This window comes from Isosphaeraceae bacterium EP7 (assembly GCA_038400315.1).
In the GTDB taxonomy this organism is placed as follows: Bacteria; Planctomycetota; Planctomycetia; order Isosphaerales; family Isosphaeraceae; genus EP7.
Genome location: CP151667.1, coordinates 2,263,499 through 2,277,903 on the forward strand (window position 1 = coordinate 2,263,499; position 14,405 = coordinate 2,277,903).

Genomic DNA, 14,405 nt, shown 5'->3' on the forward strand with positions numbered 1-14,405 from the left:
TGCAGTCGGGCGCGAATCTCGAAGGGACCGACACCCTCCCTCGATCCAAGGAGCCAAGGCCCGATGGACGAAGCCCGGCCGACCGACGCAAGGCGCAGATTGCTCAATGCCGCCAACCCGCGAGGCGGCTGGGGCGAACGAGCCGGCGTCCCCTCACGCGCCGAGCCCACCGCGCTCGCCTGCCTGGCCCTCGCCGGCGAGACCTCCGCCGAAGCCCCGCTCGCCCTCGCCGCCCGATGGCTTGCTGCGCGTCAAGGTCCCGACGGCGCGGTCACCGCCGCCGAAGCACTCCCCGGGGTCGCCTGGGCCACCCCGCACGCATTGCTGGCCTGGCGGTCGCTGGGCGTGGACCGCGAGGCGCAGAAACGGGCCGCTCGCTGCCTTCTGGCGCGATCGGGAGCGGTTTCCGAGGCTGACGCCGTGGTCGGCCACGACCAGTCGCTAATCGGCTGGTCCTGGGTCGAGGGCACCCATTCCTGGGTCGAGCCGACCGCCTGGGCCATCCTGGCGTTGGCCTCGACCGGCGATCGCGGACATCCTCGGGTGGAGCAGGGCTTGGCCTTGATCCTGGATCGGTCGATCCCCACGGGCGGCTGGAATTACGGCAACCGGACCGTCTTCGGCCGGGCACTGCGGCCCCATCCCGGCCCCACCGGCCTGGCCCTGCTGGCCCTGGCCCACCTGGGCGGGCCGACTCCCCCGGCTGTCACCAAGGCCATCTGCTACCTGAAGGACGTGTTGCCCGCGACCCGCGCCGGCGGCTCGCTCGCCTGGGGCGTCATGGGCCTGAAGGCCTGGGGCGCCGCGCCACCCGAGTCCCCGCGATGGCTGGCGACGGCGCTCGATGATTCCGACCATCCGGACCAAGTCTCCAGGAAGGCCGCGCTGTTGCTGGCCTCGGCCCAAGACCCGCTCGCCCGCTTCGGCCTCAAGGCCGGGAACGCCCCACGATGACACCCATCTCCCCCTCCCGGAGACGCTTCCTGGCCGTCGCCGGCATCGCCACCACTTCCGCGATGTCCGCCCAGGCATGGGCCGGCCGCAATGAGAGGGGTTGGCGGTCCGACGTCTTCATCGCCCGCGCCGGCTCGTATTCGGTCGACCTCCGTCAGCCGATCATCGAGGGGCTGGAAGCCCTGGGCATCGTGCACGAGGTGGTTCGCGGCAAGACGGTCCTGCTCAAGCCCAACCTCGTCGAGCCCGCGGCGAAGGCCCCTCACATCAACACCCACCCCACCGTTGTTCTGGCCGCCGCCGAGGCCTTCCGCTGCCTGGGTGCCGCGAGCGTCCTGATCGCCGAAGGGCAGGGGCACGTCCGCGACACCGAGCTGGTGCTCGACGAATCAGGCCTGGGCGCCGAACTGCGGCGCGAAGGGCTCCCCTTCGTCGACCTCAATCACGACGAGGTCGACGAGGTCCCCAACGCCCTGCGCCTGACCGGGCTGAAGACGCTCTGGCTGCCGCGAGCGGTGCGGACGGCCGACATCGTGGTCTCGATGCCCAAGATGAAGACGCACCACTGGGCGGGCGCCACCCTGTCGATGAAGAACCTCTTCGGCATCATGCCGGGGGTCTGCTACGGCTGGCCCAAGAACGTGCTGCACCGGGAGGGAATCCCGCAGTCGATCCTCGACATCAACGCCACCGCCCGGCCTCACCTGGCGATCGTCGACGGCATCGTCGGCATGGAAGGCGACGGCCCGATCATGGGGACGCCCATCGACTCGGGCCTGCTCGTCATGGGCACCAATCTGACGGCGGTCGACGCCACCGCGGCACGCCTGATGCGCCTCGACCCGAGCCGGATCGCCTACCTCGCCGGGGCCTCGGGACGGCTGGGGCCGATCGCCGAGTCCCACATCGGCCAGCGCGGCGAATCGATCGCCTCGCTGGCCCAGACTTATGCGTTGCTCGACCATCCGAGCCTCGCCGGGCTGCGGGCGTGAGGTCACTTCGGCGAGGTCGGGGCCACCCCGGGTGCGCCGCCTGCGGCCGCGCCGGCCAGCCAGGCCTGCCAGCCCACCGGCTGCGTCCAGGCCTGCGCCTTCTGGTCGGGGTAGGACGGATTCTCGGGCGGCTTGTCGGACGTCACCACCGCCCTGACATAAAGCTCGTCGCCGGTCAGCTTGTACGTCGCATTGGTCCCCGCGACCGACGCCAGCACCCTGCCCACGTCTTCGCTGTACCGCTGGGTCACCGCCAAGGGCTTGCCGTCGGGCCCCTCCACAGGCTTGCGGGCGGGGTCCCAGCCGGTCTTCGTCCCCACGAACTGAATGGTGTAACTGGCGTCGCCCTGCGGCAGAACCTCGACCGTCAGGGTCTTGGCCGACTCGTCGTGCGTCACCTCTTTCAAGGTCACGCCGCTGGACGCGTAGAAATCCCCCTTCACGATCGACGAGATCAGCGACTCGGGCGTCAGGAACCTCGCCCGGACGTTGATCCAGCCCCGGCCGGGGTACGAGCCCCCCGCGCCGAAGTAGTGGTGCGAGTCGTCGGTGGCCAGTCCGCTCAGCGGGGCGACCTTCATCTCGCCGATGCGCAAGGTGTTGATGATATCCCACATCCGGTCGACGCTCGCATGCGTGGCGTCCCCCTGCTGGTGCACGCCCGGGTGGCCGTTGTAGACCTCGAAGAACCGCTCCTTCGTCACCATCGCCAGCTCCTCGGCGGTGATGGCGTAGCCGAAGTTCGGGTGGTTCAGGTGCCCCAGGATCGGCCTACCCAGCCGCTTGGCCTGCTCCTCGATCGCCTCGAGGTTGTTGGTCATCACCTCGACGACGCTCTTGCCCCCCTTGGGCTCGATCAGCTCGGCCAGGTTGGTCGCGTTCATGTGGATCGGCTTCTCACCGAACCGGTCGGTGATCTCCTCCCCCTGGATCAGGAGGAATTTGCCCGGCTGCTCAAAGAGCGACCGGAATTCGTTCAGCGGCTTCAGCCTGACCTGGGTGACATCGCCCAGCTCCCTCGTCTGCACCCAGTCCTCGCCGAACCGGGTCTTGTACAGCGCCACCGCATCGCGCCCGGCGAGCTTGTTTGCCTTGGCCACGTCGACCCATTTCCGACCCTGTCCCAGCGTGTTGTGGTCGGAGAGCGCCAGGAACTGGTATCCGCGGCGGGCATACCAGTCGACGATCATCTCGGGGTAGTCGTTGCCGTCGCTCCAGAGCGAATGGGTGTGCAGGTTCCCCTTGAACCACCGAGGGCCGCCCCCCAGCGCCGAGGCCAGCGGGTCGTCGGCCCCCTGCGCCTGGGCGTCCGGAATCCAGGCGCCCAGCAGGGCCGCAAGCGCGATCGACGGGGCAATCCAGGAGCGGGGCATGATGGTCTGGTTCCTCGCCGCGTGGCGTCGAGATACGCCCGCGCCGCCCGTTCAATCGGGGCCGGGCGCGGCGCCCGCGGGCCCGCCAGGCTACACGCGCCTCCCCTCGAAGTCAGCCCCCAAGGCCCCCTCTCCCCTCGACGCGCCGGTTTCTTTGCTTAAGAATGAATGAAGAGGAGAGCCGGCCCCGTCGTGCGAGGCCGGCCGGCCCATTCCCTCGCACCCCACCGGCCCCGCGTCCAACCGAAGGGACTCCCACGGAGGTCACCCCATGCTCATCCGATCCTCGGCGGCATGTCTCGGGATCTGCCTGGTCCTGGCATCCGCCTCGGCCCCCGCCATCGAAGATGCCAGGGCGAAGCCCAAAGCGACCGCCGCCGACCCGGTGCCGGCCGACTCGGAGAAGCCCGCCGCCAAGCCCGAGCTCGACGCCGAGGGCGCCACCAAGTCCAAGGCGAAGCCCAAGGGCAGGCCGAAGACCGAGGTCGCCACCTTCGGCGCCGGCTGCTTCTGGTCCACCGAGGCCGTCTTCGAACGCCTCCCGGGCGTCCTCTCCGTGGATTCGGGCTTCAGCGGCGGACAGGTCCCCAACCCGTCCTACGAGCTCGTCTGCTCAGGGACTACCGGCCATGCCGAGGTCGTCAACGTCCGGTTCGACCCCGACGTCACCACCTACGACGCCCTGCTCAACGCCTTCTGGACATCGCACGACCCCACCACGCCCAACCGGCAGGGCGACGACTTCGGCACGCAGTACCGCTCGGCCATCTTCTATCACAGCGAGGCCCAGAAGAAGGCCGCTCTGAAGTCCTACCGCGAGCTCACCACCCGCAACGCCTTTCGCGGGCCCATCGTCACCGAGCTGCTCCCCTTCGGCGGCTTCTACCCGGCCGAGCCCTATCATCAGGACTATTTCCGCACCAATCGCGGCTCCGACTACAGCCTGATCTACATCATCCCCAAGCTCCGCAAGCTCCACCTTCTGGACACCAAGCCCAGGTCGGCCGCCCACGCCCCGGCCCGACGTCCGCTTGACCGCGCACGCACAATCGGGGCACAGTCGACGGAGACTCAGGACACCGCCAAGGACCAGGGGGACGCGCCGGCCACCTCGGGGACGACCTCCCCGCCGGCGCCCGGCCGCTGACCCCATCCGCATCCGCCCAGGAACTCTCCCCATGGCAGGCGCCCGCATCCTCAGCGTCGGACAGTGCAGCTACGATCACGGCAAGATCCGCGGCGCGCTCAACCGCTCCTTCGAGGCCGAGACCGTCGCCGCGGCCACCGCCGCCGACGCCTTCCGCGCCATGGCACGCGACCACTTCGACCTCGTCCTGGTCAACCGAGTCGGCGACTCCGACGGCGAGCCCGGTGTCGACCTCATCCGGGCCCTGAAGGCCGACCCCGTCAACGGCGCCGTCCCCGTCATGCTCGTCAGCAACTACGCCACGGCCCAGGAAGAGGCCGTCGCCGCCGGCGCCCTCCGCGGATTCGGCAAGGGCGATCTGGGCACCCCCGTCGCCGACGACCCCATCCGAGCCGCACTCACTCCGGCGGCCAAGGCCTGACGGGACCGGCAGCGATTGGCCAACCATCGGCCTCGCCCGACGCCCTCGAAGCGTCGGGCGAGGCCGTTTCGTTCCCTCACTTCCCGGCCGCCCCGGTCAGCCCCCGGATGTACGCCACTTCGCCGGCATCATAGGGCGTCCCGTCGCGGCGGAAGATGTCGTGGAACCAGACCGGCGGCTCGGCCCTGTAAGGGGTCTTCCACGAGTCCCAGGGGATCGTCGTCTGCGACTTGCCGTCGACGAACCCCCAGTTATACGCCCCCACCTTCTTCGACTTCAGGAACGCCAGGCAGGGGTCGAACCGGCTCCCCTCGGGCCGCGCCATGTACTCGGTGCAGAGCACGGGCCGGCCGTACGCCTCGACGCTCTCCAGCCGAGCCTTCAGCTTGGGCAGCGGCGAATAGTCGTGGAAGCTCAGGACGTCCGACTCCTCGAGCTGGAATGTCTGGAGGGGTGTCAACTTGCCCCGCTGCCACTCGCCCACCCAGACGCCCGACGTCAACGGCTGGGTCGGGTTCTCGTCGCGGGCCCAGGCATAGGCCTTCTTCAGGAGCATCAGGGCCAGCTCCGACTTGTTCGCCGGCTCGAACTTCATGTAGCTCGAACCGTTGGTGTTATCCGGCTCGTTGCAGACGTCCCAGACTTGCACCCTCGGATCATCCTTGAACCGGCCGACCACGCCGCGGACGTAGCCCTCAAGCTCGCCGTGCCGCTCCGGGTGGCTCAAGATCTCCACGCCCGGCCCCTGCACCCAGCCCGAGTTATGCACGCCGGGCTTGGGCGCACGCTGCGGCCCCGCCTTGGGGAAGGGATCCCAGACCGAGTCGAACAGGACCAGCATCACGCCGATCTTGTGCTTCGCCGCGATCGCCAGGAACCCGTCGACACGCTTGAGGAACCCATCCGGGTCCTGCTTGTACGCCAGGTCGTGAAGGAAGACCCGCATCGAGTTGAAGCCCAGGCCATGCGCCAGGCCCAGCTCCCGGTCGATCGTCGCCGGGTCGAACGTCTCCGCCTGCCACATCTCGAGTTGGTTGATGGCCGTGCTGGGGATGTAGTTCGACCCCACCAGCCAGGGCGTCTTCTTGCCCCAGGCCTGCGCCTGCTCCTTGGTCCAGAGGTCGCGGGCCCCCCCTTCCACGGCCCAGCCCAGCAGCACCCCGGCGACGCACGCCATCAGGGCGATCGATCTTCGGACGCGATTCATCGGAATTCCCACCCCGGTCCTGCGACCCTCCTTGCCCGACCGGCCCCCATCCCTGGACGGCCGACCCGGCGGGAAAGGCCGGGGCGTCCAGCCTACGCCAACCAAGGCGGCCGCTCCAGGCCGGCGAACGACGAAGGGCGACCCCGCGGACATCGTCCCCGGGGTCGCCCCTGTTGTCTCGTCGATCCTGGGTCGCGCAGAACGCTCGCTCAGTAGGAATCGGAGCTGATGACCTCACCGCCGCGCATGCTGCCCAGCGCCCGCCAGGCCTCGCCGTTGACTGTGTTCTTGATGAACCGGATCGAGCCGTCGCCCAGCATCGTGTTGACGCCGCCGGGGTGGTAGCTCCGGGAGGTCACGGCCGCGTAGACCGGTCCCCCTCGGTTCTCCCTCAGGCCGACCAGGTCGAGGTCCTGGCCCTGATCGCCGCCGACCCGGGTGATCTTCTTGTTCGGCGGCCAGGCCGTCGTGAACCCCGTCTCGTGGACGGCGCCGTCAACCCACTCGGTGTGGCCATTCAACCCGAGGGTGCATCCCGTGTTGTACTCGGGCGCCACCTCGTAAGGGCTGGCCGACGCGGGCGGCAAGTTGTTGATGTTGTTGACATTCGCCAGGCCCGTCCCGCAGTTGCCCAGATTCGGCTGATACGTCTTCACCTCGGCGGCCAGCATCGTGTTGCTCAGGCCGTCGGTGAACTCGGCAAACTTGCGGGCCAGATTCACGTCGAAGGCCGACCGATTCGCGGTCCCCGTAAACCCACCCCAGGAATACCAGTCGCCCCGAGCCCAGGCGTATGAAGTGACGCCATATTGCTTGACGCCCGTCGTCGCGTTCATCCTCGGCTCCGGCTTGATCTCGCTCGGGCAGAGGAACCCGGCGACAACCACCGCGCCGATCGTCGAATTGTCGGCCACGCTATATCGCAGAGTGAAGTTGATGTTGTTGAAGATCGACCCCTGCTCCATGAACGGCAGGATCCTCGCGTGTGCACTCCAGCCGTTCGTCCAGGTGATCGTCGACCCGCTGCCGATCTGGATGAACGCAGGGGGAAGGGCCCCATTGGTTGACTCGTAGTTGTGAATCCCGAGGCCCAACTGCTTCAGATTATTGGTGCACTGGATCCGCCGCGCCGCCTCGCGGGCGCTCTGCACGGCCGGCAGCAGCAGCGCGATCAGGACCGCGATAATCGAGATCACGACCAGCAGCTCGATCAGTGTGAAGCCACGCCGTTGGGGCACTCTCATCGGAATTCAACCTTCGAAAGCAAAGGAGCGGAGGTTTCCAAGCAGCAAAGATTTCGGTGGGGGGAACTGGGTCCGCGACGATCCCGTCGCAACTCATCCCGCACTTGAGACTCAATCTCTCGCGGAAGGATCATGACGCAACAGAGTTTCAACGTCAAGAACCCGGAATTGAATCGACAGCTCTGCGACGCTTACTGCCGCGTCGATTCGCGGAACTCACCGAGAACGTCCGACGCAAGTTCAGACGTCGAGTCGGGCGGCCTTCATCACGACTCCAGGTGGGCCTGGAGTCTCGAGAAGAACTCCCGCACAATCGGTCGCACCAGCAGGGGTTGGGCCGTCGAAGGCCCCTTGCATCCGACGCGCGTCGGCGGGGGTTCGCTGTCCAACGGATCAACTCAGGTCCGGTTCGATCGGTTGGCCTGCCGGGCTGAGCTGGTTGACGTGGAGGTGGTTCTTGGGAATGGCCCGTCAAATTATGTGTGCCATCGTCGCGGCATCGGTCCTCTTCATGGTCGGGGTGGCCTTCCACCTGGCGATGCCGCTGGTTGCCCCCGGAATCCCTCCCCAGTTCTCCGATTCATCGCTGTACCGCCCCTGGACCGGGTGGACCTCCACGTACATGCTGGTCCATCCGCTGTGGTTCGGCGTGGTCTTCGCCGCGATGTATCAGGCACTTCGTACCCGCGGCATGCGGATTCGAGGTTGGCGGGGTGGACTGTGCTATGGATTGGGGGTCTTCCTGGTCGGGAGTCTGCCGGTCTTTCTCCTTGCCTTCGCCTCATTCCGGGTGTCGGGAGGGGTCATCTTCTCATGGGTTGCCCAGAGCCTGTGCCAGTACGCGGCGGCAGGTGCGGCGGTCGGGGCGGCAGCCGGCCAGGACTGATCCAAGATCAAACGTCGTCGGTCGGGCCGATTCCCGAGTTTCGTGCGGATGGCCGGTCGGACGCTACGTCGGCCGAATACGTGCCTCAGTCGATCTGATGCACCATCAGGGAACCGGTCAAGGGCGGTAATGAGCGACCGGGCCAGCCCAGGCTCGCGACCCTCAGCGAAAGAGGTCGTCCACCGCCTCGATCCGCCCGGCATGAGCCTCGACCAGGAACGCCGAAACAGGGCGGGCGATCGTCGTCGAGCTGTCGCCGGCAACTCGTTCGGGGTGACCGATCTCGCGCGTGCTCGTGCGGACGATCAGGGCCCCCGGGGCCCAGGGCATGGCCGAGAGATTGGCGAGGTACGCCTTGAACTGGCCGGCTCGGAGCAGGAAGAATTCGACGTCGGAGATGTACAGGACCCCAACCTTCAGGCCCCGCGAACGCAGCCAGGCCGCCAGCCGGGGAAGGGTGTCGGCGGCCGAATAATCGCCGACGAGCGGGACGCAGCGATCGGCCCGTTGCAAGTCGCGGACGGTTACGTAGCCCGCCTCGGTCCCCAGGAAATGCCCCGGCTTGCCCCCGCGATCGGCCGTCCCGATCAATCTGCCGAGTGTCGGATACATCGGCAAAGCCAGGAATCGGGCCGCCATCCCGGGCCCGGCCAGCCTCGCCTGGATCCGCGCGACCGCTTCGAACTCATCGCGGCCCGCCAGCACGCCCAGCCCGCGCAAGACGCCCGCCACGTCGAGGATCGCCCGGTCGAGCCGCCCCCGTTCCATCTCCGGGCCCGAGAACGCCGCCACCAGTTCGGAACCCGTCGCCCCGGCCCCGACGGCCAGGCCCGCCCTGGCCGTCAGCCTCTGGAGATAGCCGACGCGGTCGTCGGCCAGAGTGAAAAGGCCTTTGTGCAGCAGGTGGACAAGCGTATTGCCGCGTCTGCGGTCGACGATGAACGCCCAGGACGGCCGGCACGCCGCGATCATCGAGAAATTCTGATCCGGCCCCACTCCGAGGTAGACCGAGCCCGCCAGCCCGGCCGAGGCGAGCTCGCCGGCGACCCTCGGATAAGAATCCTCGTTGCTCACCAGATTATCGGCGGCCGGTCCCGCCTCGCGGCCCGAGAGCCCGGCGACAAGCCCCGCGAACCCGTCCAGCTCCCGCCCCGGGCTCACTCCTTGACCCGGACGTGCCTGACCTTGTTGGCCTGGAGCCAGCCCAGGAACACTTCCTGCTCCTCGGTAATCTCAACCTCGGTCATATTCGCCGTATCCAGGGGCGAAACGAGGTAGAAGACCCCCTCATCGAGCCACTTCGCCACCTCGTCGTCCGAGAAGAAATACTCCCCCTCGATCAGGTCCGGGGCCCCGCGAGATCCCCCCGGGGTCATGAAATAAACGAGCTGAGCCCGTAGCCGATCCGTGATCGGATAAGCCGCCAACCCCGGGCGATCCAAAGCAATCAGAGCCGTCCCAGCCATCGCCCCTCCCACCGAACAAACCGTCCACCACCAGGCCAACACGACCAACGCCCGCGATTGTACGGCCAACGACCATCCGCACGCCACCGGACAACGGCATTCCATCGATCGGGCCGAATCGAGGTCGCTGTGTCGCTCGCAAACCGCCTTCGGGCGGACAATCGGGCAACACCAAATGGGCGACAACTCCAGCTCATCGATACGATGAACCACAGATGGTCATCGCCGACTCCACCATTTCGAACGACATGTTACAGCTCATGGAGAGGTTTTCGATGAGCGATGAATGGTTCCAGGCCGTCGAGCGAGACGACACCGAGGCGGTCCTCGACATGCTTGGGCGTGGGACTGATGTCAATGTCTTGAAAAATAGTGCCAAGGACACGGCATTGATGCTGGCCGTCCAGAAGGCTCAGATCTCGATGATCGAAATTCTCCTTCGCCACGGCGCGAACACGAACCTCCGCGATTCCAGGGGTTACTCCGCGGTCACGCTCGCCGTCATCCTCTCGCTGCCCCGTGAACGACACCACTGGAAACTCCCCTGTCCCGAACCGCGGCCGCTGGAAATGCTCCTCGCGGCGGGCGGCCGACTGGGAATCATCGAGTCGGTCTTGCTCAATGACCTCGATCTCGCCCGCAAGAGTCTGGACGGAGGAGACGACCCGAATGAGGGTGAGTGGCAGTACCACGGCCCCGTCCTCACGCTTGCCGCGCGGCTCGGTTATCTCGAAATGATCAATCTGCTGATCGACCGCGGAGCGAATGTCGAGGCGATGGATGACCTGGCAAACAGGCCGCTGCGGGCCGCCGCCTCCTACGGACAACTCGAATCCGTCCGACTCCTGCTCGATCGAGGTGCTGACATCGACGCGACAGATGGGAACTCGCGTAGCGCCCTCACAAACGCCGTGTTTGAGGGCCATCGGGAGGTCGCCGAGTTCCTCCGTTCCCGAGGCGCCAGAGTCGGCATCGTTGAGTCCGTCTCCCTGAAGGACGAGGCGCTTCTCGAAGAAGCCCTGAAGGAGCAAGACGAGCTTGGATGGATCGACGATCGGGTCAACGCGATCCAGACTTTCGCGGGAAGCCTGTGGTCTGCGAAGATCGTCCAACATCTCCTCGATCACGGACCCATCAATCTGGACGATCCTTGGCACATGGCCGCAGCCGCAATGACCGGCGATCGGGAAATCCTCCGCATGCTCCTCGACCGAGGCGCCGACGTCAACGCCGACCACTTTGATATGACGCCCCTCGACTGGGCCATCCGCGAAGGTCACGACGAGGCCGCAGCATTTCTAGAAGAACGCGGGGCTAAGCGCGGTCCGACGCCGTCGGCCCGCGATTGAACTCCCTGGATCGACGGCCGAAGTCATACGGCCGATCAGGCCAGCCGGTCAATCTTTCCGTGACGAAGGGCCGGCCAATCGGCGAATGCGAGGACGAGGATCAGGCCGATGTTAACCACGGGGACCATCGAGAGCAGGCCCATCGCGCCGGGGAAGCCGGCCTTTTCGCAGATCCGCCAGGCCGCCCAGACGATGAGGAGACAGCAAGACGCGAAGACGATGAACTCGGGCAGGCCGATGGTGGGCAAGTAGGCAAAGAGCATCGGCAATGTCCCGGATGAGGTGAGCAATGTCGAGCCAGGGATCGTCATCCAGAGAACCGGCAGGCCGTGGTTGGCCACGATGATTTCAGGTTACCTCAATCCCAGGCTTGTCCGGCCATCAACCGGCATCAGTCCTGGTCGAGTTCCTTGACCGAGAGGATCGCGGGCTCGGGAATCCAGACGGGCTTCTCCTCGCCGGGCTTCATTCTCCCGATGCCGACGTTCCGAAAGAAACGATTCAGGATGGGGATCTTGCCCCCGAGCACATTCGTCGTATGCGTGCGCTTGACGGAACTGACCGCCAGCGTGATCCCGTCTTCCTTGGAGTCCGAAACCTTCCCCTCGTAGCTGACCTCGATGATGCGCCCCTTGTCATCCTTCTCGGGCTTCAGCTCGACCCGGCATTGAGTCCCTGTCGCGGGCAGAACCAGTGCAGGCGGCGAGACAGGTTGCTCGGGGTCATCGAAACCCGCACCCACCGCCGTCAGAACAAAGGAGAGACCCAAGACGGCGAGCAAGCAGACCGATCGCTGTCGAATCATGGCAACCTCCCGAGCGAAGAACACGGCTGGAATTCGTGGGCTCAATACCGCGTTTCCATCGGTTTGACAACCCTGGATCCCACCCGCACAACTCAACCTAAGCGATCCCCCCACGACCGTCGCCCTCGAAAAAGCGAGCGGCCTAAATCCCTGCAACCACCTAGCTTAAAACGATTTCCGTTAGATAAAACCTCAAAAACTGGCCATCGGCACGGCCATAACTGCGGATCAATGTGCTTCGCGACGTGCTCACAATCAGCCAATCAGCGGGAAGACGAAACGAACCCGGGAAGACGAAACGAACCCGGGAAGACGAAACGAACCCGGGAAGACGAAACGAATCCGGGAAGACGAAACGAACCCGGGAAGACGAAACGAACCCGGCGCGGGCTGGGATTCTCGAGCGGGATCAATCGCGTGGCCTGGAAACTCAGGAATGCGGCGAGGCATCGTGGCCGGCGGCTTCAGCGACGTACCAGTCTCGGTAGGGGGTATTCACCGCCATCCGCCGGTTCTGGTCGGGCGATCCGTCTGTCCACCAAGGCGAACCCCGCTCACCGAGCGACTCCTTGGCGGCCTGGATGGCCAACCTGGCGGCTTTTCGGGCTTCGTCGTCGCCGGCCTTCCTGGCCCGCCCCAACGCGGAGCGGGCACGCATGAGATCTCGTTGGAGGGAGGATCGCCGGTCGTCGGTCAGCGAGGGGTCGGCCATCCGCCAGAGGCGGCCCCGGACGACGAAGTAGCGACCGTCGGGCGTGACCGGGTAGGGGGGCTTGCGGGGCGGTTCGGACATCGGCGGTTCCTTGTTGGGTCTCGTGCTGATCGTGGAGGACGGCGAGATCGTCCGGTCTTGAACGAGCGGAGGATGAACCTCGCTTCAACCCGGCATTCGACCAAGGAGATGGCCCGGCATCCCTTGATTTGGAGGTTCGCGCCTTGCCTGTTTGATCGGCCCAACCTACACTTGTCGGAAGGCAGCGGAAGGCGGCGGACTTCGTGCAGGGATCGGCATCGAGGGGATCAGCGATGCAAGGTTGCAACGAGATCGAGCGGACGCGGAAGCGGGTCGGCTGGTTCATGGCCGGTTGCTTCGGGTTGCTGGGCACCTGGACACTCTCGCCGGGCATTCCCGTTCTGTGGGCCCCACGCGCCGAGGCGTCGGTGAAGGCCGCGGGCATGGAGCTGTTCAACCACCGCTGGGAGCCCCACGATGCGCTCGCCGGCGTGGGCGGCGACGGCCTCGGCCCGGTCTTCAACGCCCGTTCGTGCGTCGCCTGCCACTTCCAGGGGGGAGTCGGCGGAGGAGGCGGCAACAAGCAGAACGTCAGCAGCTTCGAGACCGCTCCCACCAAGGGCGACCCCAACCTGCACGACGGACTCATCCACGCCTTCGCTGTGGATAACCGCTACGTCGAGGACCACGCCTCGCTGCACAAGCTCTTCCCGGTCATCCCCAACGGCGTGAAGGTGCAGGCCGGCTGCGGGATCCTGACCCGCGACTTCGACCCCGTTCGCACCATGAGCGTCAATTCGACCGCCCTGTTTGGCGCGGGCTGGATCGACCGGCTGTCGGACAAGAGCATCACCAACAACTACCTCAAGACGTCGTTGAAGCAGGTGGGCCGCGAACTTGACGGCAACTTCAAGGGGGTCGTCTCCGGCCGCCCGCGGGTGCTGCCCGACGGCCGCGTGGGCAAGTTCGGCTGGAAGGCCCAGTTCGCCACGCTCGACGAGTTCGTCGCCGCGGCGTGCGCCAATGAGGTCGGCCTGGGCAACCCGCGCCGCAATCAGGCCAAGCCCTTGGGAACCGCCGGCTACCCCGACGTGAAGCCCGACCTGGACGACACCCAGTTCGACGCCCTGATCGCCTTCATCGACACCCTCGACCGACCCGACGAAGTCGCCATCGAAGACGTCGCCCTGGCCTCGACGGCCGCGCGCGGCAAGGCCCTGTTCAGCTCGGTCGGCTGCGCGGCCTGCCACGTCCCCGACATGGGCGGGATCAGCGGCGTCTACAGCGACTTCCTGCTCCACCGGCTGGACGACCCCAACCGCGCAGGCGGCGAGGGGGGCGGCTACGGCGGGGGAAGGGCATCGGGCGCCACCGAGACGGTCGAGGTCCCGTTGCCCCGCGACCACCCGCTGCCCGAGGAGTGGAAGACCCCGCCGCTCTGGGGCGTGGCCGACTCGGCCCCCTACATGCACGATGGGGGCTCGCCGACGTTGCAAATGGCCATCGCCCGCCATATGAACAACGCCCAGGCCGTCACCGATGCCTATTTCGAGCTGGCGCCCGACGACCGGGCGGCCGTCATCGCCTTCTTAAAGACCTTGAAGGCCCCGGCCACCGCCCAGCCCGCCGACCCCTCGGTGCTGGCCGACTCGTTGTTGCCGCCCGAGGTCAAGCGTCCCGAACCTGCCAGATCGAAGCCCAAGGCTCGCCCCAAGGCCCAGGCCCGTGCGACCGAAATCACCGCACCCGAAGCCTGAACCCGGACGGATTCACCCTCAACGCCAAATGCGACGCCATCCCCATCCGCCGACGGGGGTGGCGTCGCATT

Annotated in this window: 15 protein-coding genes; 7 read left to right on the forward strand and 8 right to left on the reverse strand. The window is 66.6% G+C overall.

Going from position 1 to position 14,405, the window contains the following annotated elements:
- Nucleotides 1–63: 63 nt before the first annotated feature.
- Both EP7_RS08700 and EP7_RS08705 read left to right on the forward strand, forming a co-directional pair.
- A complete protein-coding gene (locus EP7_RS08700) occupies nt 64–954 on the forward strand; it encodes a hypothetical protein (protein ID WP_463527460.1) in 891 nt (296 codons plus the stop codon).
- Complete coding sequence (locus tag EP7_RS08705; RefSeq protein WP_463527461.1) at nt 951–1,946, forward strand: DUF362 domain-containing protein; 996 nt, start codon at nt 951–953, stop codon at nt 1,944–1,946. Before EP7_RS08700 ends, EP7_RS08705 begins: the two co-directional genes overlap by 4 nt.
- A 2-nt stretch (nt 1,947–1,948) precedes the next feature.
- On the opposite strand, the gene EP7_RS08710 is transcribed toward EP7_RS08705, so the two are convergent.
- The gene (locus tag EP7_RS08710) at nt 1,949–3,319 is read right to left on the reverse strand and encodes a hypothetical protein (RefSeq protein WP_463527462.1); all 1,371 of its coding nucleotides are present in this window, start codon (nt 3,317–3,319) and stop codon (nt 1,949–1,951) included.
- Nucleotides 3,320–3,590: 271 nt separating this feature from the next.
- Here EP7_RS08710 and msrA point away from each other — a divergent pair, with 271 nt between their 5' ends.
- Together msrA and EP7_RS08720 are read left to right on the forward strand one after the other, a co-directional pair.
- Entirely contained in the window at nt 3,591–4,466 is an 876-nt protein-coding gene (msrA, locus tag EP7_RS08715; RefSeq protein ID WP_463527463.1) for a peptide-methionine (S)-S-oxide reductase MsrA, read from the forward strand.
- Between the two features lie 31 nt (nt 4,467–4,497).
- Nucleotides 4,498–4,887 (forward strand): hypothetical protein, encoded by a 390-nt coding sequence (locus EP7_RS08720; RefSeq protein WP_463527464.1) that lies wholly within the window; start codon nt 4,498–4,500, stop codon nt 4,885–4,887.
- Between the two features lie 76 nt (nt 4,888–4,963).
- Here the strand turns inward: EP7_RS08720 and EP7_RS08725 are convergent, their stop codons facing one another.
- The gene (locus EP7_RS08725) at nt 4,964–6,094 is read right to left on the reverse strand and encodes a glycoside hydrolase 5 family protein (protein ID WP_463527465.1); all 1,131 of its coding nucleotides are present in this window, start codon (nt 6,092–6,094) and stop codon (nt 4,964–4,966) included.
- A 209-nt stretch (nt 6,095–6,303) separates the two neighbouring features.
- Nucleotides 6,304–7,338 (reverse strand): DUF1559 family PulG-like putative transporter, encoded by a 1,035-nt coding sequence (locus EP7_RS08730; protein WP_463527466.1) that lies wholly within the window; start codon nt 7,336–7,338, stop codon nt 6,304–6,306.
- A 463-nt stretch (nt 7,339–7,801) separates the two neighbouring features.
- Between EP7_RS08730 and EP7_RS08735 the strand changes: the two genes are divergently transcribed.
- A complete protein-coding gene (locus tag EP7_RS08735) occupies nt 7,802–8,224 on the forward strand; it encodes a hypothetical protein (RefSeq protein WP_463527467.1) in 423 nt (140 codons plus the stop codon).
- Between the two features lie 162 nt (nt 8,225–8,386).
- Here EP7_RS08735 and EP7_RS08740 read toward each other — a convergent pair whose 3' ends face one another.
- Nucleotides 8,387–9,385, reverse strand: coding sequence for an LIC_10091 family protein (locus EP7_RS08740; RefSeq protein ID WP_463527468.1), 999 nt, complete (start codon nt 9,383–9,385; stop codon nt 8,387–8,389).
- Nucleotides 9,382–9,651, reverse strand: coding sequence for a hypothetical protein (locus tag EP7_RS08745; protein WP_463527469.1), 270 nt, complete (start codon nt 9,649–9,651; stop codon nt 9,382–9,384). Before EP7_RS08745 ends, EP7_RS08740 begins: the two co-directional genes overlap by 4 nt.
- A 314-nt stretch (nt 9,652–9,965) precedes the next feature.
- Here EP7_RS08745 and EP7_RS08750 point away from each other — a divergent pair, with 314 nt between their 5' ends.
- The gene (locus EP7_RS08750) at nt 9,966–11,039 is read left to right on the forward strand and encodes an ankyrin repeat domain-containing protein (protein ID WP_463527470.1); all 1,074 of its coding nucleotides are present in this window, start codon (nt 9,966–9,968) and stop codon (nt 11,037–11,039) included.
- 35 nt (nt 11,040–11,074) lie between these two features.
- Here the strand turns inward: EP7_RS08750 and EP7_RS08755 are convergent, their stop codons facing one another.
- From EP7_RS08755 to EP7_RS08765, 3 genes are all read right to left on the reverse strand, one after another.
- A complete protein-coding gene (locus EP7_RS08755; RefSeq protein WP_463527471.1) occupies nt 11,075–11,302 on the reverse strand; it encodes a hypothetical protein in 228 nt (75 codons plus the stop codon).
- 128 nt (nt 11,303–11,430) lie between these two features.
- Nucleotides 11,431–11,844, reverse strand: a complete 414-nt coding sequence (locus EP7_RS08760) for a hypothetical protein (RefSeq protein ID WP_463527472.1) — start codon at nt 11,842–11,844, stop codon at nt 11,431–11,433.
- A 430-nt stretch (nt 11,845–12,274) separates the two neighbouring features.
- Nucleotides 12,275–12,637 (reverse strand): hypothetical protein, encoded by a 363-nt coding sequence (locus tag EP7_RS08765; RefSeq protein WP_463527473.1) that lies wholly within the window; start codon nt 12,635–12,637, stop codon nt 12,275–12,277.
- Nucleotides 12,638–12,870: 233 nt separating this feature from the next.
- Between EP7_RS08765 and EP7_RS08770 the strand changes: the two genes are divergently transcribed.
- The gene (locus EP7_RS08770) at nt 12,871–14,334 is read left to right on the forward strand and encodes a di-heme oxidoredictase family protein (RefSeq protein WP_463527474.1); all 1,464 of its coding nucleotides are present in this window, start codon (nt 12,871–12,873) and stop codon (nt 14,332–14,334) included.
- The last annotated feature ends 71 nt before the right edge of the window (nt 14,335–14,405 follow it).